Source organism: Streptomyces sp. CS113, from assembly GCF_002188365.1.
GTDB lineage: Bacteria > Actinomycetota > Actinomycetes > Streptomycetales > Streptomycetaceae > Streptomyces > Streptomyces tendae.
The window spans coordinates 3,404,416-3,421,065 of sequence record NZ_KZ195574.1 but is presented as its reverse complement, the minus strand read 5'-3'; the positions used below and the strand labels follow the sequence as shown (position 1 = coordinate 3,421,065).

General features: G+C 72.4%; 20 protein-coding genes. 10 read left to right on the top strand and 10 right to left on the bottom strand.

Annotated features, from left to right (window positions below; all coding sequences use genetic code 11):
- Positions 1–68: 68 nt before the first annotated feature.
- Positions 69–308, top strand: coding sequence for an SCO4848 family membrane protein (locus B9W62_RS40485; protein WP_003974124.1), 240 nt, complete (start codon positions 69–71; stop codon positions 306–308).
- A gap of 54 nt (positions 309–362) precedes the next feature.
- The gene (locus B9W62_RS14805) at positions 363–1,679 is read left to right on the top strand and encodes a metallophosphoesterase (RefSeq protein ID WP_087807635.1); all 1,317 of its coding nucleotides are present in this window, start codon (positions 363–365) and stop codon (positions 1,677–1,679) included.
- Here B9W62_RS14805 and B9W62_RS14800 read toward each other — a convergent pair.
- From B9W62_RS14800 to B9W62_RS14755, 10 genes are all read right to left on the bottom strand, one after another.
- Positions 1,670–2,425 (bottom strand): TetR/AcrR family transcriptional regulator, encoded by a 756-nt coding sequence (locus B9W62_RS14800; RefSeq protein ID WP_087807634.1) that lies wholly within the window; start codon positions 2,423–2,425, stop codon positions 1,670–1,672. The two genes, B9W62_RS14805 and B9W62_RS14800, sit on opposite strands and share 10 nt — an antisense overlap.
- 11 nt (positions 2,426–2,436) lie before the next feature.
- Positions 2,437–2,925 (bottom strand): thiol-disulfide oxidoreductase DCC family protein, encoded by a 489-nt coding sequence (locus B9W62_RS14795; protein WP_087807633.1) that lies wholly within the window; start codon positions 2,923–2,925, stop codon positions 2,437–2,439.
- Positions 2,926–2,929: 4 nt separating this feature from the next.
- Positions 2,930–3,337: a hypothetical protein gene (locus B9W62_RS14790; protein WP_003974119.1), complete on the bottom strand. Its 408-nt coding sequence runs from the start codon at positions 3,335–3,337 to the stop codon at positions 2,930–2,932.
- Between the two features lie 95 nt (positions 3,338–3,432).
- Positions 3,433–3,843: a VOC family protein gene (locus B9W62_RS14785; RefSeq protein WP_003974118.1), complete on the bottom strand. Its 411-nt coding sequence runs from the start codon at positions 3,841–3,843 to the stop codon at positions 3,433–3,435.
- Positions 3,844–3,884: 41 nt separating this feature from the next.
- On the bottom strand, positions 3,885–4,469 hold the full coding sequence (locus B9W62_RS14780) for a Uma2 family endonuclease (RefSeq protein WP_142200254.1): 585 nt from the start codon (positions 4,467–4,469) through the stop codon (positions 3,885–3,887).
- Positions 4,470–4,620: 151 nt separating this feature from the next.
- On the bottom strand, positions 4,621–5,394 hold the full coding sequence (locus tag B9W62_RS14775) for a succinate dehydrogenase iron-sulfur subunit (protein ID WP_087807631.1): 774 nt from the start codon (positions 5,392–5,394) through the stop codon (positions 4,621–4,623).
- A complete protein-coding gene (sdhA, locus tag B9W62_RS14770) occupies positions 5,394–7,148 on the bottom strand; it encodes a succinate dehydrogenase flavoprotein subunit (protein WP_087807630.1) in 1,755 nt (584 codons plus the stop codon). Before sdhA ends, B9W62_RS14775 begins: the two co-directional genes overlap by 1 nt.
- Before the next feature lie 19 nt (positions 7,149–7,167).
- A complete protein-coding gene (locus B9W62_RS14765; protein WP_030145603.1) occupies positions 7,168–7,650 on the bottom strand; it encodes a succinate dehydrogenase hydrophobic membrane anchor subunit in 483 nt (160 codons plus the stop codon).
- Positions 7,651–7,655: 5 nt separating this feature from the next.
- Positions 7,656–8,036, bottom strand: a complete 381-nt coding sequence (sdhC, locus tag B9W62_RS14760) for a succinate dehydrogenase, cytochrome b556 subunit (RefSeq protein WP_003974113.1) — start codon at positions 8,034–8,036, stop codon at positions 7,656–7,658.
- A gap of 180 nt (positions 8,037–8,216) precedes the next feature.
- Entirely contained in the window at positions 8,217–8,771 is a 555-nt protein-coding gene (locus tag B9W62_RS14755) for a 2-oxo-4-hydroxy-4-carboxy-5-ureidoimidazoline decarboxylase (protein ID WP_087807629.1), read from the bottom strand.
- Between the two features lie 230 nt (positions 8,772–9,001).
- Here B9W62_RS14755 and B9W62_RS14750 point away from each other — a divergent pair, with 230 nt between their 5' ends.
- From B9W62_RS14750 to B9W62_RS14715, 8 genes are all read left to right on the top strand, one after another.
- Positions 9,002–10,627, top strand: coding sequence for a beta-N-acetylhexosaminidase (locus tag B9W62_RS14750; RefSeq protein WP_256976353.1), 1,626 nt, complete (start codon positions 9,002–9,004; stop codon positions 10,625–10,627).
- Positions 10,628–10,790: 163 nt separating this feature from the next.
- On the top strand, positions 10,791–11,444 hold the full coding sequence (locus B9W62_RS14745; protein ID WP_087807627.1) for a hypothetical protein: 654 nt from the start codon (positions 10,791–10,793) through the stop codon (positions 11,442–11,444).
- 87 nt (positions 11,445–11,531) lie between these two features.
- On the top strand, positions 11,532–12,101 hold the full coding sequence (locus tag B9W62_RS14740; protein WP_087807626.1) for a hypothetical protein: 570 nt from the start codon (positions 11,532–11,534) through the stop codon (positions 12,099–12,101).
- Between the two features lie 166 nt (positions 12,102–12,267).
- Positions 12,268–12,690, top strand: coding sequence for a hypothetical protein (locus B9W62_RS14735; protein WP_087807625.1), 423 nt, complete (start codon positions 12,268–12,270; stop codon positions 12,688–12,690).
- Between the two features lie 105 nt (positions 12,691–12,795).
- Positions 12,796–13,413, top strand: a complete 618-nt coding sequence (locus tag B9W62_RS14730) for an RNA polymerase sigma factor (protein ID WP_087807624.1) — start codon at positions 12,796–12,798, stop codon at positions 13,411–13,413.
- Complete coding sequence (locus B9W62_RS14725; protein WP_087807623.1) at positions 13,410–14,324, top strand: hypothetical protein; 915 nt, start codon at positions 13,410–13,412, stop codon at positions 14,322–14,324. The genes B9W62_RS14730 and B9W62_RS14725 overlap by 4 nt, the downstream gene beginning before the upstream one ends.
- Before the next feature lie 362 nt (positions 14,325–14,686).
- Complete coding sequence (locus B9W62_RS14720) at positions 14,687–15,349, top strand: RNA polymerase sigma factor (protein WP_087807622.1); 663 nt, start codon at positions 14,687–14,689, stop codon at positions 15,347–15,349.
- Entirely contained in the window at positions 15,349–16,596 is a 1,248-nt protein-coding gene (locus tag B9W62_RS14715; protein ID WP_087807621.1) for a hypothetical protein, read from the top strand. Before B9W62_RS14720 ends, B9W62_RS14715 begins: the two co-directional genes overlap by 1 nt.
- Positions 16,597–16,650 lie beyond the last annotated feature (54 nt).

Here is a 16,650-nt window from a genome sequence, read left to right as displayed (position 1 = left end):
TACCGTCCGCGAGCGGCGCCTTCCCACCCCGGGCACGGATCCGGACAGCGTGCGACGATACTGAACCCATGAAGCTCAGCCGCCCCGTCTCCTGGTTCCTGCTCGCTTTCGGGGTGTGGAGCTGGATCATCTGGATCACTTTCGTCAAAAACCTGGTCAAGGACGGCAGCGGGCTCGCCTTCGAGGACGGCGACCCCACGGCGTACTTCTGGGTGCACCTGCTGCTCGCGATCGTCTCCTTCGTATTGGGGACGGTCGTCGGGGTCATCGGGTTGCGCGGGGTGCGCGCACTGCGCCGAACGTCATAGGCGACGAGGACGTCACGGACGCCCCGGGCGTCCCAATCGAGGGGATACGACGGCATGGTGGTCGTCTTCGTGCTGGTCGCGTTGATGATGGTGGGCGTCCTGGTGACGGCCAACTGGTACGTGTGGCGGCGCCTGTTCCGCGACACGACCCGCGCTCCCGGACCCGTGCGCCGGATCGGCGCGGCGGTGATCGCCGGGGGCTGGCTGCTGGCCGTCGGCGCGCTGGTCGCCGAGCGCGCGGGCGCGCCGTTCTGGCTCCAGCGGGTCCTGGCCTGGCCGGGCTTCCTGTGGCTGGCCCTGTCGATCTACCTGCTGCTCGCCGTACTCGCCGGTGAGGTCGTCCGGCCGCTGCTGCGGCGGCTCCTGGAACGCCGGGCGGCCGCCCGGCGGACGGCGGGGGCGCAGCCCTCGGTCGCCCCGGCCCCGGACACCTCGCGCATACCGGCCGGTACCGCCCCGCCGAAGGCGCCTGAGACGCCTGATGCATCTGAAGCGCCCGAGGCGCCGGGGACCGGAGCCCCGGCCCAGGGCGGCCCCCTCGCCGTCCCCTCCCGCCGCCTCTTCGTCTCCCGCGTCGTCGCCGGTGCCGCCGCCGCGGCGGCCGTCGGGACGGTCGGGTACGGCACGTACGGCGTGCTGAACGGACCGAGCGTGAAGCGGGTCACCGTGCCGCTGGCCAGGCTCCCGCGCGCGGCGCACGGGTTCCGCATCGCCGTGGTCAGCGACATCCACCTCGGCCCGGTGCTCGGCCGGGGCTTCGCGCAGAAGGTCGTCGACACGATCAACTCCACGCAGCCCGACCTGATCGCCGTGGTCGGCGACCTGGTCGACGGCAGTGTGAAGGACCTCGGTCCGGCCGCAGCCCCGCTGGCCCAGCTCAAGGCGCGGCACGGCGCGTTCTTCGTCACCGGCAACCACGAGTACTTCTCCGGCGCCGAGCAGTGGGTCGCCGAGGTGCGGCGGCTCGGGCTGCTCCCGCTGGAGAACGCCCGCACCGAGCTGCCCCACTTCGACCTGGCCGGCGTCAACGACGTGGCGGGCGAGGACGAGGGCCAGGGCCCGGACTACGCCAAGGCCCTCGGCGACCGGGACCGCTCCCGCGCCTGCGTGCTCCTCGCCCACCAGCCGGTGCAGATCCACGACGCCGTCGACCACGGCGTCGACCTCCAGCTGTCCGGTCACACCCACGGCGGCCAGCTCTGGCCGGGCAACCTCATCGCGGGCGCCGCCAACCCGACGCTGGCGGGCCTGGAGCGCTACGGCGACACCCAGCTGTACGTCAGCCGCGGCGCGGGCGCCTGGGGGCCTCCCACGCGCGTGGGGGCGCCCTCGGACATCACGGTGATCCAGCTGGCGTCCCGTCAGGCCTGAGGACCGGAATCCCGCGTCGGCTTCTTCGCGGGGTCCGGCATCATCCGCGTCATCCCCGGCAGGAAGTCCGTGAACAGCTCGTGCACCTCGCGCACCAGCGGACGCAGGACCCGGAAGCGGGCCAGCACGACGCCCCGCGCGGTGAGCCGGGCGCCGCGCTCGGCGAGGCGGTAGCTGCGCTCACGGCCCTCGGTGCGGTCGAAGATCCAGTACAGGACGAGGCCCATCTGGGAGAGCCACATCAGCTCCGGCAGGATGTCCCGCAGGTCCTCGGGCACCTTGGTCTTGGCCCCGGCGAGCACCGCGCGGTGGATGCCGATGGCCTCCACGCGCGCGTGTTCCGACTCCGGGGAGAAGGGGCTGAGCGGGCTGTCCGGGTCGGCGGCGTTCTTGAAGAACTGCACCGCGAACTCGTGGTACGGCGTGGCGATGTCCAGCCAGACCTTCAGCACGCCCGCCAGCCGGGCCTCCAGATCGGTCTCCCTGGCCAGCACCTCGCGGACCGCCGCCCGGTGCTCGGCGGCGATCCGGTCGTAGAAGCCCTGGATCAGGTGTTCCTTGCCGGCGAAGTAGTAGTACGCGTTGCCGACGGAGACCCCGGCCTCCTGGGCGATGGCCCGCATCGTGGTCCGGTCGTAACCGCGTTCCTGGAACAGCCGCATGGCCGTCTCCAGGATCAGCGCGCGGGTCTGCTCGGACTTGCTGAGGTGGGCGCCGTCGTCGGGGCCGTCGTGGGTCGCAGGCACGGGTCCAGAGCCTATCCAGTGGCGCAGGCGCCGTCGGCACAGCCCGGCCCGGCGTAGATCCACCCGAGGCCCGGCTCGTACACCCAGCCGTCGGCTCGCCGGTACCCGTTGCCGCCCCACTGCCGCTGCCCGGCGCGCCACTTGGCGGCGGCCAGGACGGCCCCGCGGGCCAGCAGGGCGCCCTTGGGCGTGCTGAGCCGGTGGGCGAGCCTGCGGTACCGGCGCAGCGCCCACAGGACGACCACCCAGGCGGCGGCGCCCCGGTAGACCTGCCCGGCGTCGCCCACGGCGGTGACCTCGTCCAGGGTGGCCCCGTGGTCGAGGCCGGGGAAGCGCCTGCGCGCCTCGTCCGAGGCGGCCGGGACCAGTTCCAGCGGCACCAGCCGGGGCTGGCGCAGCAGCCAGTCCCGTACATGCGTGCACAGGGCGCACTCGGCGTCGTAGAGGACGGTGAGCCGGCGCACGGGGGCGCCGGCCGTCGTCCCGGGAGCGGGAGCCATCGGCTCAGGCCCCGGCCGTCGGGGCCACCCAGCCCTGCGGCGGGACCGGGGGCACCTGCTCGCGCTCCATCAGCCCGCGCCGCCGGATCTTGTTGAGCACGTACACGTTGCCCAGGTGCATCACGCCGAGCACCAGCAGCACCACGCCGAGCTTGGTCGACAGCGCCTCGAAGATGCCCCGGGCGTTGGTGATGGTCTCGTCGTCGCTCAGGTAGAGGGCGACGAAGCCGAGGTTGACGAGGTAGAAGCCGACCACCAGGAGGTGGTTGACGGCGTCCGCGAGCTTCTCGTTGCCGTGCAGGACGTCGGAGAGGAAGACCCGTCCGTTGCGGCTGAGCGTGCGGGCCACCCAGACGGTCAGACCGATGCTGACGGCCAGGTAGATGACGTAGGCGATGACGGTGCGGTCCATGCCCCACCCCTTCTTGAACGCGTTCAAAACGCTGACAGGACTGACTGTAGACCTGTTTTTGAACACGTTCAAGCGAGAGTTCCGCTCAGGGACTCTCAGGGGCGGCGGCCCAGCTCCGGGCGCTTGGAGTAGTCCGTGAGGCCGATGACGTTGCCCCACGGGTCGGCGAACTCGACCGTCCAGCCGGTGGCCACGGGGAACGGCTCGTCGAGCGGCGGCACCCCCGCCTCGCGCAGCTCCCGGGCGGCCGCGCGGGCGTCGGTGACCTCCAGCCACACCCGCGCGGAGGGCCACATCGGCGGCTGCCGCCCGAACTCCTCCTCCGCCCGCAGCAGCAGCCCCGGCGTCTCGACGCCCACCTTCAGCAGCGCGATCCCGGCCTCGTCGAGCCGGTAGGCGACCGGGAAACCGGCCCGCTCGTAGAACCCGACGGCCTCGGCGAGGTCCCCGACGGGCAGCAGTACGTTGTCGAACCCGAGCAGTTCGTACGACTCGTCATCTGACATGGCGTCAGGCTAGGACGCTCATCGCCCGGATCGGCTGATTGTCAGCCCTCGCCGGGCGCGCTCTTCGTCCGTCCGGCGGCAAGGATCCCGCCGACGTCCAGCGTGACCTCGGCCCCGAGCGAGTCGGGCAGGGTGACGGTCTCGCCGGGGGAGTGGACGCGGTGGGTGGAGTAGTCGGCGCCGGTCGGGTCGGTGAGGACATGGAGGCGGTTGTGCCTGCGGTTGACGATCAGGTAGATCGGCACCTTGGCCTCGGCGTAGGCGGCGACCTTGGTCTCGAGGTCGTACTTCCAGTTCTCAGAGGTCACTTCCAGGACCAGCCTGAAACTGGAAGGGGCGTAGGTATTGTTCCGGACGTGGTGCTGCTCGATGTCGGCGTCCACGACGGACAGATCCGGAACGGCGTAGTCCTCGGCTTCGAGGGGGAGCCACAGACCGACGCCTTGCAGGACGTTGACGATGTCGTCGTGCAGTCCGGCCTTCGCGAGCTTGATCGTGAGTGTGGTCAAGGTGCAGCCGTGGTGAGCGTCCCGCAAGGGGCTGATGAGAAGCTGGCCACGAATGATCTCGACGCGATAACCCGGATGGCGTTCCATGATTTCGTCGGCGATCGCGGTGAGCACCATCAACCCCTCCTGACACATGGACTTCGGTCCATCGTGCCGTGGGGGCCCGCACCGCAGCCCCTTGAGAGGGCGCTCTCACTCCATCGTGTGAGGGCCCCGTCTCCACAGGAAACGGGGCCCTCACAGCCGTGAACCGGCGTAACCGACGGAGTCAGAAGCGGCGCGTGATCAGCGCTCGCTTCACCTCCGCGATGGCCTTGGTGACCTCGATGCCGCGCGGGCAGGCGTCCGTGCAGTTGAAGGTCGTACGGCAGCGCCACACGCCGTCGCGGTCGTTCAGGATCTCCAGCCGCTGCTCGCCGGCCTCGTCGCGCGAGTCGAAGATGAAGCGGTGGGCGTTGACGATCGCGGCCGGGCCGAAGTACTGGCCGTCGTTCCAGAACACCGGGCACGAGGACGTGCAGGCGGCGCACAGGATGCACTTGGTCGTGTCGTCGAAGCGCTCGCGGTCCTCGGCGGACTGGAGGCGCTCACGCGTCGGCTCGTTGGTGTCCTTCGTGATCAGGAAGGGCATCACGTCCCGGTACGCCTGGAAGAACGGCTCCATGTCGACGACCAGGTCCTTGAGGACCGTCAGGCCCTTGATGGCCTCGACCGTGATCGGCTTCTCGGGGCTGAGGTCCTTGATCAGCGTCTTGCAGGCCAGGCGGTTCTTGCCGTTGATCCGCATGGCGTCCGACCCGCAGATGCCGTGCGCGCAGGAGCGGCGGAAGGTCAGGCTTCCGTCCAGCTCCCACTTGATCTTGTGCAGCGCGTCGAGGACGCGCTCCTTCGGGTCGATCTCCAGCTGGAAGTCTTCCCAGGTGGCCTCGGCCGCGACCTCCGGGTTGAACCGCCGGACGCGGAAGGTGACCGTGATGTAGGGGGAGTCGGCGAAGCCCGGCTCGGGGGCCTGGTCGCTCTTCTCCATGACAGGGGTAGCCATCAGTACTTACGCTCCATCGGCTGGTAGCGGGTCTGGACGACCGGCTTGTAGTCGAGCCGGATGGACTCGGCGCCGTCGTCGCCCACCTCGCGGTACGCCATGGTGTGGCGCATGAAGTTGACGTCGTCGCGGTTGGGGAAGTCCTCGCGGTAGTGACCGCCGCGGGACTCCTTGCGGGCGAGCGCGGACACGGCCATCACCTCGGCCAGGTCGAGCAGGTTGCCCAGCTCGACGGCCTCCAGCAGGTCGGTGTTGAAGCGCCGGCCCTTGTCCTGGATCGACACGTTCTTGTAGCGGGCGCGCAGTTCGGCGATCTTCTCGACGGCCGTCTTGATCGTCTGCTCGGTGCGGAACACCATGACGTTGGCGTCCATGCACTCCTGGAGCTCGCGGCGGATCGTCGCCACCCGCTCGGTGCCGGTGGACGAGCGCAGCCGCTCGATCTGCTCGACGACCTGGGACTCCGGGGCCTCGGGCAGCTCGACGAAGTCCGCCTTCTGCGCGTACTCCGCGGCAGCGATGCCCGCGCGGCGGCCGAAGACGTTGATGTCGAGCAGCGAGTTGGTGCCCAGGCGGTTGGCGCCGTGCACCGACACGCAGGCGACCTCGCCGGCCGCGTACAGGCCCGGCACGACGGTGGTGTTGTCCGCGAGGACCTCACCCTCGACGTTGGTCGGGATGCCGCCCATGGCGTAGTGCGCGGTCGGCTGGATCGGGATCGGGTCCGTGTAGGGCTCGATGCCGAGGTAGGTCCGCGCGAACTCCGTGATGTCGGGCAGCTTGGCGTCCAGCTGCTCCGGCGGGAGGTGGGTGAGGTCCAGGTAGACGTGGTCGCCCTCGGGACCGCAGCCGCGGCCCTCGCGGATCTCCGTGTAGATGGAGCGCGAGACGACGTCACGGGACGCGAGGTCCTTCATGACCGGCGCGTACTTCTCCATGAAGCGCTCGCCGTCCTTGTTGCGCAGGATGCCGCCCTCACCGCGGGCGCCCTCCGTCAGCAGGATGCCCATGCGCCAGATGCCGGTCGGGTGGAACTGGAAGAACTCCATGTCCTCCAGCGGCAGCCCGCGCCGGTACACGGCCGCCTGGCCGTCACCGGTGAGCGTGTGCGCGTTGGAGGTCACCTTGAAGAACTTGCCGGTGCCGCCGGAGGCGTAGATCACGGACTTCGCCTGGAAGACGTGGATCTCGCCGGTCGCCAGCTCGTAGGCCACCACACCGGCGGACTTCTTGACGCCGTCGACCTCGGTGATCAGCTGGTCCAGGACGTAGAACTCGTTGAAGAACTCCACGCCCTCCTTGACACAGTTCTGATAGAGCGTCTGGAGGATCATGTGACCGGTGCGGTCGGCCGCGTAGCAGGAGCGGCGGACCGGGGCCTCGCCGTGGTTGCGGCTGTGACCGCCGAAGCGGCGCTGGTCGATCGTGCCGTCGGGCGTCCGGTTGAACGGCAGGCCCATCTTCTCCAGGTCGAGGACCGAGTCGATGGCCTCCTTCGCCAGGATCTCGGCGGCGTCCTGGTCGACCAGGTAGTCACCGCCCTTGACCGTGTCGAAGGTGTGCCACTCCCAGTTGTCCTCCTCCACGTTGGCCAGCGCGGCGGCCATGCCGCCCTGCGCGGCGCCCGTGTGGGAGCGGGTCGGGTAGAGCTTCGTCAGCACGGCGGTGCGGCTGCGCTTGGTCGACTCGATGGCCGCGCGCATGCCGGCGCCACCGGCGCCGACGATGACGGTGTCGTACTTGTGTACCTTCATGATTTTCGCAGCCCCGTGCCTAGCGGATGTTCGGGTCGAAGGTGAAGATCACCAGCGTGCCCAGCAGGATGGTGAACACCGTGGCGGTGTAGAGCAGGCCCTTGAGCCACAGGCGGGTGTTGGGGCGCTCCGCGTAGTCGTTGATGACCGTGCGCAGGCCGTTCGCGCCGTGCAGCATCGCGAGCCAGAGCATCAGGAGGTCCCAGACCTGCCAGAACGGCGAGGCCCAGCGGCCCGCCACGAAGGCGAAGCCGATCTTGGAGACGCCGCCGTCGAGCACCAGCTGGATCAGCAGGTGGCCGAGGACCAGAACGACCAGCACCACGCCGGACAGGCGCATGAACAGCCAGGCGGCCATCTCGAAGTTGCCCCGGGTGGACTTCGGGGTCTTCTTCGTACGGGCGCGGGGCGCCTCGATGAGCGGCGCCGGGTTGTCGACCGTGTAGAGGGAGGCGCCCTCGACGGGGCCGATCCCGGAAGCGGGGGATTCAGTCGTGGACATTGGCGTCAGCTCCCGAACAGTTCACGAGCGGCGTGGCCGAGGACGGGGTAGATCGCCCCGAGCATCAGCACGACCCACAGGGCGACGACGGTCCAGAGCATCTGCTTCTGGTAGCGGGCGCCCTTGACCCAGAAGTCGACGGCGATGACACGCAGGCCGTTGAGCGCGTGGAAGAGGATGGCCGCGACGAGGCCGTACTCCAGCAGCGCGACGATCGGCGTCTTGTACGTGGCCACGACGGTGTCGTAGGCCTCGGGGGACACCCGCACGAGAGCGGTGTCCAGCACGTGAACGAACAGGAAGAAGAAGATGAGGACGCCGGTGACTCGATGAGCCACCCAGGACCACATTCCTTCCCGGCCGCGGTACAGCGTTCCAGCCGGCACGGAAATTTCCTCCGGGAGCGGGGATTGGGGCCGCGCCGGCTTTCCTTGTCGGTCGGGCCCGGCCGGGTACGGTCCACCGGCCCCCAGCATGGTAGCGACGGTTGCCTGCGGCGCTTACGGGGGGCCTGCCGTTGTGATCAAACTTGCACTCAAAGGAGCAGTGGGGCTGAGCGGGGGCGGCTACGGGGGTGGGGGTTTGGTGGGGTTTGCCGGGTGCGGGTCGTCGGTGGCTGGTCGCGCAGTTCCCCGCGCCCCTGAGAAGGCGTTGCTCAGCCGTGTCTTTGCCAGGCGCCGGAGTTCCTCCGCCGTCACCAGACGTTCCTCGTCCGGATCGTTTGCCAAACGTGACCGGATGGCGGTCAGTACGTGGTCCAGGGCCTCGTCGGGGGGCAGGTCCGCCGGGCAGATGACGAACACGTGTCCGAAGCGGGACTCGTAGGCCGCGTGGGCCGCGTTCAGGGCGGTGTGGGCGGCCGCGTAGGTGCCCTCGGGGAGTGCGGGCAGCGTCTCCGCGGCCAGGGCCTCGGTCAGGTCGTCCGGGGAGAGGTCGTAGGCCGCCTCGTCCGCAGCCGCCAGGAGGGCGGGGAGGTCCGGGTAGGGACGGTGGGCGATGAGGCGGTGGGCCCAGGCGTGGCTGTGCAGGCAGACGAGGAGGGTCTGGGCGGCATCTTCGGCGGGGGCCGCGTTGAAGCGCTCCAGCGGGATGGCTGTTGCCGGTGTGGCGCGTGTTTGCACCGGTACCGGTATGGCCACTCGGCGGTGGAGGTCTGGGAGACGGTGCGCAGGCAGCGTGGGTCCTCGTGGGCTTCACGTGTGTGTCGGCAGGGGATTGTGCGAAAGATGTGGCGTCACGTTATCGAGTGACGGCAACGCGTGTCCGTCCGATGCCCGAATTTCACCCGAACGGGAGAGTTTCAGAACATGTGGTGGACGCATGACGGCAACGGCGGCCTTAGGTTGGCGCTGTGAGCCAGCACAGAGGCCGGATACCGGCGCACAAGGTGAGACAGCGGGCCGTGATCGCCGGCGCGGTGATCGCCGCGCTCGGCGTGGGAGTCGGCCTCTGGGCCACCGACGGCGACGACGGTGACGGCGGCGGCCCACAGGGCTCGGCGACCCGGTCGTCCACCGGTGAGGCGGCCGCCCCCAGCCCCAGCAGGTCCTACCCGCTGTCCAAGGCGCCGCGCACCATACCCGCCGTGCGCGAGCACACCGCGGCCCGCGGCCCCGGCTGGCAGCCCGAGAAGGGGAACCGCGTCGTCGTCGCCGACTCCGGACTCGCCGACGAGGGCAAGCAGATCGCCGGCGACCTGGGCATGACGTACGCCGGGGAGAAGGACGACGAGCGCGCCGGGGACCTGCTGCTCGACGTCAAGGCCGACAAGGGCGCGAACCCGGAGTCGTACACCATGACCGTGCGGGACGGCCGGGTCACCGTCACCGGGCCCGCCGAGGCCGGGGTCTACTACGGCACCCGCACCCTGAAGCAGGCGGTGGACGGCGGCGGCACCGCGCCGGAGGGCGTGGTGAAGGACGAGCCGGCCAAACCGAAGCGCGGCTTCTCGCTCGACATCGCCCGCAAGCACTACAGCGCCGACTGGATCAAGGACCGGATACGCGAGCTGGGCGACCTGAAGTTCAACGAGCTGGGCCTGCACTTCTCCGACGACCAGGCCTTCCGCATCGAGTCCGACTCGCACCCCGAGATCGTCTCGGACGAGCACCTGACCAAGGCCGAGACGAAGGAGATCATCGATCTCGCCGCCTCGCGCCACATCACCGTCGTCCCCGAGATCGACTCGCCGGGCCACCTCGGCGCCGTGATCGCCGCGCACCCCGACCTCCAGCTGCGCAACGCGCAGGGCACGGCCACCCGCGGCGCCATCGACATCTCCAAGCCGGAGGCCGCGAAGATCGTCGACGACCTGCTGAACGAGTACGCCGACCTCTTCCCCGGCTCCCAGTTCCACCTCGGCGCCGACGAGTACCAGGCACTCGTGGTGCCGGACCCGGAGGCGTCCTACCCGACGCTGGCCGCCGCGGCCCGCAAGGCCTACGGCTCCGGCGGCAACGTCGCCGACCTCACCACCGGCTGGCTCAACGGCCGCGCCAAGACGGTCATGGCGCACGACCGCACCCCGCGCGCGTGGAACGACGGCTTCTTCAAGGACACCTCCGTCGAGCCGCTCGAGGACATCAAGGTCGCCTACTGGACCGGCAAGGAGATCGGCGCCCGCCCGCCGACGGAGTACCTGAGCGAGGGCCGCCAGGTCCTCAACTACAACGACGAGTTCCTCTACTACGTGCTCGGGCAGCCGCAGACCTTCGTCTACCCGACGGGGCAGCGCATCTACGAGCAGTGGACCCCGCGCGTCCTGCGCGGCACCACCGCCGTCGACGCCAAGTACGACGACCAGATACTCGGCGGCAGCTTCGCCGTCTGGGGCGACTTCCCGAACGCCCAGACCCAGGCCCAGGTCGCCGAGGGCATCCGGCTGCCGCTGGCCGCGACGGTCCAGAAGCTGTGGGACCCCGGCAAGCCCGAGCTGTCCTGGACGGACTTCAGGTCCCTGGCGAACCGGCTCGACTGAGTCCCGACGTCCCGGGCATGCCCGGGACGGCACGGCACGGCACGGCCCGGTCGCGGCAGGGCCCGGTCGCGGCGCGCCGATTGACCGATCCTGCTGCGAACTCCCGTACGGCTGTGGTGGTCTTTTGACCGAGCCGAACCGACACGCCGGGGGGAACCGGGACATGGGCTACTGGGGGTACTTCGTCGTCGGCCGCGCCGAGCGGCCGCTCGCGGAACTGGAGGCGCTGTCCGGCGCCGCGGACATGACCCTGCGCCAGTCCGCGCCGGACGGCTGGCAGGTGTGGGAGTTCGCGGGCGGCGACGGAGACGTCGGCAACATGAACGACCTGGCCGGGCAGACCGGCGCCCCGGCGCTGTTCGGCTACGTGATGGACAGCGACTGCGTGGTCGTGGAGGCGGCGGCGCCGGACAGCGGGGCGTGGACGACCTGCCTGGCCCGCACCGCCATGGCCGGCTACCTGGGCGCCGAGCGGGACGGGCTCACCCTGGAGGATTACTTCCTGGAGCCCCGGGACGCCGCCGAGCGCGCCGTCGCCTGGGCCGCCGAGGCGGGGCGGGTCGCGAGCGCGGGTGAACTGGCCGAGGTGCTGTCGGACGACCCGGCGGCGGCCGCGGACGGCGCTCCCGACGCGGAGCGTGGCGCGGAGGGCGACACGGACCTCGACACGGACCTCGACACGGACCTCGACACGGACCTCGACACGGGCCGCGTCACGGGTCGCGTCACGGACCTCGGCGTGGGCCACGGCGACGGCCCGGTGGCCGAAACCCTCTTCTTCCGGTTCCTCGACCGGCTGGGCGTCGTGCCGCTGTGACACTCCCGGGCCGTCGCACGCAGTAAGGGGCAGTGCGGGCTCCGTGGTGGTGAGCGGGGCGAAGCGGTGGGAACAGGGAGGCGCCCGATGAGCCTGGTGGAACTGATCGCGCGGGCCGACGCGCGCGGACTCGCCGCGAGCGGACTGGCTTGTTTGGATCGGTGCGTCCCGCTGCTGGACGGCGACGACGAGGCCCTCAGACCCCTGTGGGCGACCCTCGCCGACGGCACCGGCGACGCGGCCGGACGCGACTGGGCGCAGGGGCTGACGCAGGTGCGGGACAAGCTCGCCGGCCCCGACGCCGCCGGCGAGGACGAGGCCGTGGTCCTGGTCCGCCGCATGCTCGCGGCCGCGCCCGCCGAGTGCTCCGGACCGCGACTGCGGACCTGGGCCGACGGCTGTTCCGTCGCCTCGCTCCGCATCCACCGGCTGCTCGACCCGGGGGCGGACCCGGGCCCGGAGGGCGAGGTCCCGCGCGACGGCGACGCGCGGGGACTGCCCCCGCTCGTCGCCGCCGAACTGCGCCGCCAGGTCGGCGTCCTGGAACTGCTCGCCGGTCACGGCGCGGCCGGGCTGCGGCCCGCCCTGGAGGTCTCCACGGAGGGCCGCCGCGTGCTGCGCGCGGTGGTCTCCCGCCGGGCCCGGGGACGGGGCTGACCCGGGGCCGCCGGTACTGGGGCCGGTGTGCCCGTCGTGCGGGGAAGGCGCGGCGGCGGTGCGGTGGACGTGGGGGAGGTGGGGCGGTCCTGCGCCGGTTGCGGAACGACCGCCTCCCATGTGTGACGCGAGCCCGCCGCACGGCGCTATAGCCCATGTGACGACTGTGACCAGCGGATTGACGAGCGGATGGACGAGCGGGACGACGAGCCCGCAGCAGACCCGGCCGTCGGCCGCCGCCAAGCCGGTGCGGTGGGCGGCGGACGCGGTGGCCACGATGCGCGAGGGCGCGCGGCTGCGTCTGGACTACTCGGCGCAGAGCCTGTGGCGCGTGGACCGGGTGATCGACGCGATCCGGCGCGAGCGGGCGCCGTACGCCGCCGTGGAGACGGCACTGCGCGGACTCGGCGCGTACGCCGGGGAGGTGATCGTGCGTGAGTCCGGCGGCGAGTGGTGGGCCACCGGCGGCGACCACTGGGTCCGCACCCCGGACGGCCGCCTGTGGGACCCGGTCGACGAGGCCCGCCGCTGCTTCGCCGGGGACGGGTCGCTGCGCCTGCTGTGCCGGGACGCGACGGCGGCACCCTGACTCTCCCTCTTTCCCTGTGACACTTCTGTGCGCTCCGGCGCTGATGACCTTGGGGAGCGGGCTCACCCGAGCGCGCGCAGGACTCGGTACGGACGAGGACGGTTTTTGGGCCAGCGAGGGGAACCCCGGCGCGTACAGGCGTACGACGGGGAACTGGGCGCGGCCGTCGCGCGGGCCCAGCAAGGTGACGAGGCCGCCTTCGCGGTCGCCTACCGGCTCGTGCAGCCCGGACTGCTGGGCTACGTGCGCGGGCTGGTCGGGGACGACGCCGAGGACGTCGCGGCGGACGCCTGGCTGGAGATAGCCCGTGACCTGCGGCGCTTCAAGGGCGACGGGGCCGGCTTCCGGGGCTGGACGGCGACGATCGCCCGGCACCGGGCCCTGGACCACCTGCGCCGCCAGAAGGTACGGCCCCGGCCCACGGGGCTGGAGCAGGACATCCTGGACCTGCCCGGCCCGCACAGCACGCACGACCAGGCACTGGAGACGCTCTCCACCCGGGCCGCGCTCGCCCTGGTCTCGGGGCTGCCGCGCGATCAGGCCGAGGCCGTCCTGCTGCGGGTCGTCGTCGGCCTCGACGGGCCCTCCGCCGCGCGCGTGCTCGGCAAGCGGCCGGGCGCGGTGCGTACGGCGACGTACCGGGGGCTGAAGCGGCTGGCACGGCAGCTGGGGGCCGGCGGTGTGACGGATGACGCTCCCAGGACGCTGGGGGAGTCGACATGAGGGGCGCCGAGAACGGCGGCCCCGCGGACCGAGCGGGAGCGGAGGCGGGCATGGGCGCACGGCACGAGGCGGGTGACGGCCGCGACACCGGTCCCCGGCCCGCCCCCGGCGGCGTGCCCGGCACGGAGGCGCTGCTCGCCGCGGCGCTGCGGGCGGACGGCGCCGACGCCGAGGGCGAGCACCGTGCCCTGGCCGCGTTCCGGGCCGCCCGGGACGCGGAACCGGCCCGCGCCGCGCGCACCCGGCGGCGGGACGACTGGCGGCCGCGCGACGCGCGGCACCCGGGGCGCACGCTGAAGACCGCCCTCTCCGTCCTGCTGGCGAGCCTCACCCTGGGCGGGGTCGCCTACGCGGCCATGGGCGGGGGCGGCGGCTCCACGGCGTCCGACGACGGCCCGGACCGCACCCGCCCGCCCGCCGCCTCCGACAGCGCCCGTGTCCGGCCGGTCGCCACTCCGCCGGACGCCGTGCCGGGCCCCGGCACTCCGGACCCCGCGACCACCTCCCCGGGAGCCGCCGCGTCCTCGGGGGCATCGGCGCCTCCCCGTGGCTCCACGCCCCCGGACCACCCCGCCACCGGCCGGGACACCGAGGCCCAGTGCCGCGCCTACGAGCGGCTGACCGGCCGCGGCAAGGCGCTGGACGCCGCGGCCTGGCAGCGGCTGGTCGCGGCGGCGGGCGGTGCGGAGCGCGTCGAGGCGTACTGCACCGACCGGCTCGGCCTGCCCACCGGGCCGGGACCGTCGACCGGAGCCGGAAACGGCGCCGGCGGGAACGACACGGAGAACGGCGGTACGGGAGACACCGGCGCGGAAACGGGCGCCGACGGGATCGCCGGCGAAGGAGGCATCGGCCTGGAGTCCGGCGAGGGCGGCGTCCCGACACAGGTTCCGGACCTGGACCACCGGTAGGCCCCCCACCAGGCACGACCGCGGTGGCCAAGGCAACGGCCGGGGCCGCCACCCCCCACAGGAGAGGCCCCGGCCGTCGCGCGGCACGGGCCGCGCGGCGGCCCGTACTCCCTTCAGCGCCGAGACTGCGTTTTCTGTCACACCTCACCGCGTCACGGGTTAGTTGCATCTTGTACGGCAATGCGAGGGGGACATGGACGAGTGGCGGTTTCAAGACGTAACGTGCCATTCGCGCCGATGCGGCGGGGGCTCGCTCCCGCCACGGGCTTGCGGGAGACCACCGCAACCATCGATGAGAAACCACGACGGCGAGGACCACGTCCGCGAGAGCGGCGCCGGCTCAGGCGCAGAAAGGCTTCTCGGTGCTGGGGGACGACGCGGAGCTGACCGCCGCGGTGCGTGCGGCACAGGACGGGGACGAGGCCGCGTTCCGGACCGTGTACCGCGCCGTGCAGCCGCGGCTGCTGGGATACGTGCGCACGCTCGTCGGTGATCACGACGCCGAGGACGTGGCCTCCGAGGCATGGCTCCAGATAGCCCGTGACCTGGAACGGTTCGACGGCGACGCCGACCGCTTCCGCGGCTGGGCCGCCCGCATCGCCCGCAACCGCGCGCTGGACCACATCCGCATGCGCGGCCGCCGGCCGGCGATCGGCGGCGACGAGACGGAGCTGACGGGCCGACCCGCGGAGTCCGACACCGCGGGCGAGGCCATGGAGGCACTGGCCACCGGCAGCACCCTCTCCCTCATCGCCCGGCTCCCCCAGGACCAGGCCGAGGCGGTCGTCCTGCGCGTGGTGGTGGGCCTCGACGCCAAGAGCGCCGCCGAGACCCTGGGCAAACGGCCGGGCGCCGTCCGCACGGCGGCGCACCGCGGCCTGAAGCGCCTGGCCGAACTGCTCGGCGGCGATCCGGAATCCGGCGGCGGGCTCGACGCCCTGCCGCCGCAGCGAGAACCGCACGGCCGTGCGGTGACGTCCGCGAGTGTGACGCATACGCGTACGCGGACGCAGAAGGACATGTGATGGCCGACGAGCAGGACAAGTGGCTGGACCGCGAAACGGCGGAGCTCCTGCTGCGCGGAGAGCCGCTGGAGGGGCTGGAGAGCACCGACCCGGCGACCCGCGACCGGGCCGGACGACTCGTCGTGGCCCTCGGTGCGCTCTCCGCCCCACCGGTGCCGACCGGCGAGGAACTCCCGGGCGAGGCCGCCGCGTTGGCCGCCTTCCGCAAGGTGCGCGCCGAGCGGGCCGACGAGGCGGCACCGGCCGCGGGCGCCCTCGGTCACGGGGTCGTACCCCGGCCCCCCGAGGCCGGTCTGGTCCGCATCGGCACGCGCGGCGAGGGCGCCCGGCGTCCGCGCCGGAGCCGCCCCCTGCGCCTCGGGCTGGCCGCCGCGCTGACCGTCGGCATGATCGGCGGCGTGGCGGCCGCGGCCGGAACCGGAGTGCTGCCGACGCCGTTCGACCGCGGCGAAGCGGAACCCGCCGCCACCGTCTCGGCCGCGGCCTCCTCCGGGCGTCCCTCCGTCCCGCCGTCGCCGCTCGAGGGCGTGCAGGGCGGGGCGGCACCCGGCAGCACCCCGGGCGCCTCCGGCGGCGGCACCGCGCGGGACGGCGGCGAGACCCGGGGGCCCGACGCCGACGACCGGGACGCGGGCGGCCTGGACGGACGGCGGTCGAGCCTCGCCGCGTCCTGCCGCAAGGTGCGCGCCGGCAAGGAACTCGACACCGCCCACCGGCGCGCCCTGAAGGAGGCGGCCGGGGGAGCGGCGCGGGTCATGAAGTACTGCGGCAGCCTCCTCGCCGGAGCCGACGGCGGCGGCCGGGACGGCGGCGACCAGGGCGACGCGGCGGACAGGACCCGCGACGGCGAGCTGCGCGGGGCCACCGGCGACGGCGACGGCCGGGACGAGAAGAGCGGCAAGGGCGGCAAGGGCGGCAAGGGCAGCAAGAGCGGCAACGGCGACAAGAACGGCAACGGCGGCAAGGGCGAGGACGGCAAGGGCAACGGCGGGAAGAAGCACGGCCACGGAGGCCAGGGCGACGACGGCGAGGACGGCGGCAGCGGCGACGACGCCGACGACGAGGCCGGCATAGCCCCGCCCGCCCGCGATCCCCACCGCCCCGACCGCCCCGACCGCCCCGACCGTCCCCGCCGCCCCGGCCCGCACGCCCCCTCGGCCCACGAGTCCCGCCCGCCGCAGCGGCTCACCTACGCACCCCACGCCTATCCGACCCATGCGTCACCGTCCCCCGCGAATGCCGCCTGACCTGCGCTTTCGTGGACGGCGAGGCTTTTCTCGCCGGGAGGTGTGACACTTTCG

Excerpts from the sequence above, each read along its gene's own strand:
- B9W62_RS40485 (WP_003974124.1), top strand. The coding sequence starts at position 69 with ATGAAGCTCAGCCGCCCCGTCTCCTGGTTCCTGCTCGCTTTCGGGGTG.
- B9W62_RS14805 (WP_087807635.1), top strand. The coding sequence starts at position 363 with ATGGTGGTCGTCTTCGTGCTGGTCGCGTTGATGATGGTGGGCGTCCTG.
- B9W62_RS14795 (WP_087807633.1), bottom strand. The coding sequence starts at position 2,925 with ATGGCTCCCGCTCCCGGGACGACGGCCGGCGCCCCCGTGCGCCGGCTC.
- B9W62_RS14790 (WP_003974119.1), bottom strand. The coding sequence starts at position 3,337 with ATGGACCGCACCGTCATCGCCTACGTCATCTACCTGGCCGTCAGCATC.
- B9W62_RS14785 (WP_003974118.1), bottom strand. The coding sequence starts at position 3,843 with ATGTCAGATGACGAGTCGTACGAACTGCTCGGGTTCGACAACGTACTG.
- B9W62_RS14780 (WP_142200254.1), bottom strand. The coding sequence starts at position 4,469 with ATGGTGCTCACCGCGATCGCCGACGAAATCATGGAACGCCATCCGGGT.
- B9W62_RS14775 (WP_087807631.1), bottom strand. The coding sequence starts at position 5,394 with ATGGCTACCCCTGTCATGGAGAAGAGCGACCAGGCCCCCGAGCCGGGC.
- sdhA (WP_087807630.1), bottom strand. The coding sequence starts at position 7,148 with ATGAAGGTACACAAGTACGACACCGTCATCGTCGGCGCCGGTGGCGCC.
- B9W62_RS14765 (WP_030145603.1), bottom strand. The coding sequence starts at position 7,650 with ATGTCCACGACTGAATCCCCCGCTTCCGGGATCGGCCCCGTCGAGGGC.
- B9W62_RS14745 (WP_087807627.1), top strand. The coding sequence starts at position 10,791 with ATGGGCTACTGGGGGTACTTCGTCGTCGGCCGCGCCGAGCGGCCGCTC.
- B9W62_RS14740 (WP_087807626.1), top strand. The coding sequence starts at position 11,532 with ATGAGCCTGGTGGAACTGATCGCGCGGGCCGACGCGCGCGGACTCGCC.
- B9W62_RS14725 (WP_087807623.1), top strand. The coding sequence starts at position 13,410 with ATGAGGGGCGCCGAGAACGGCGGCCCCGCGGACCGAGCGGGAGCGGAG.
- B9W62_RS14715 (WP_087807621.1), top strand. The coding sequence starts at position 15,349 with ATGGCCGACGAGCAGGACAAGTGGCTGGACCGCGAAACGGCGGAGCTC.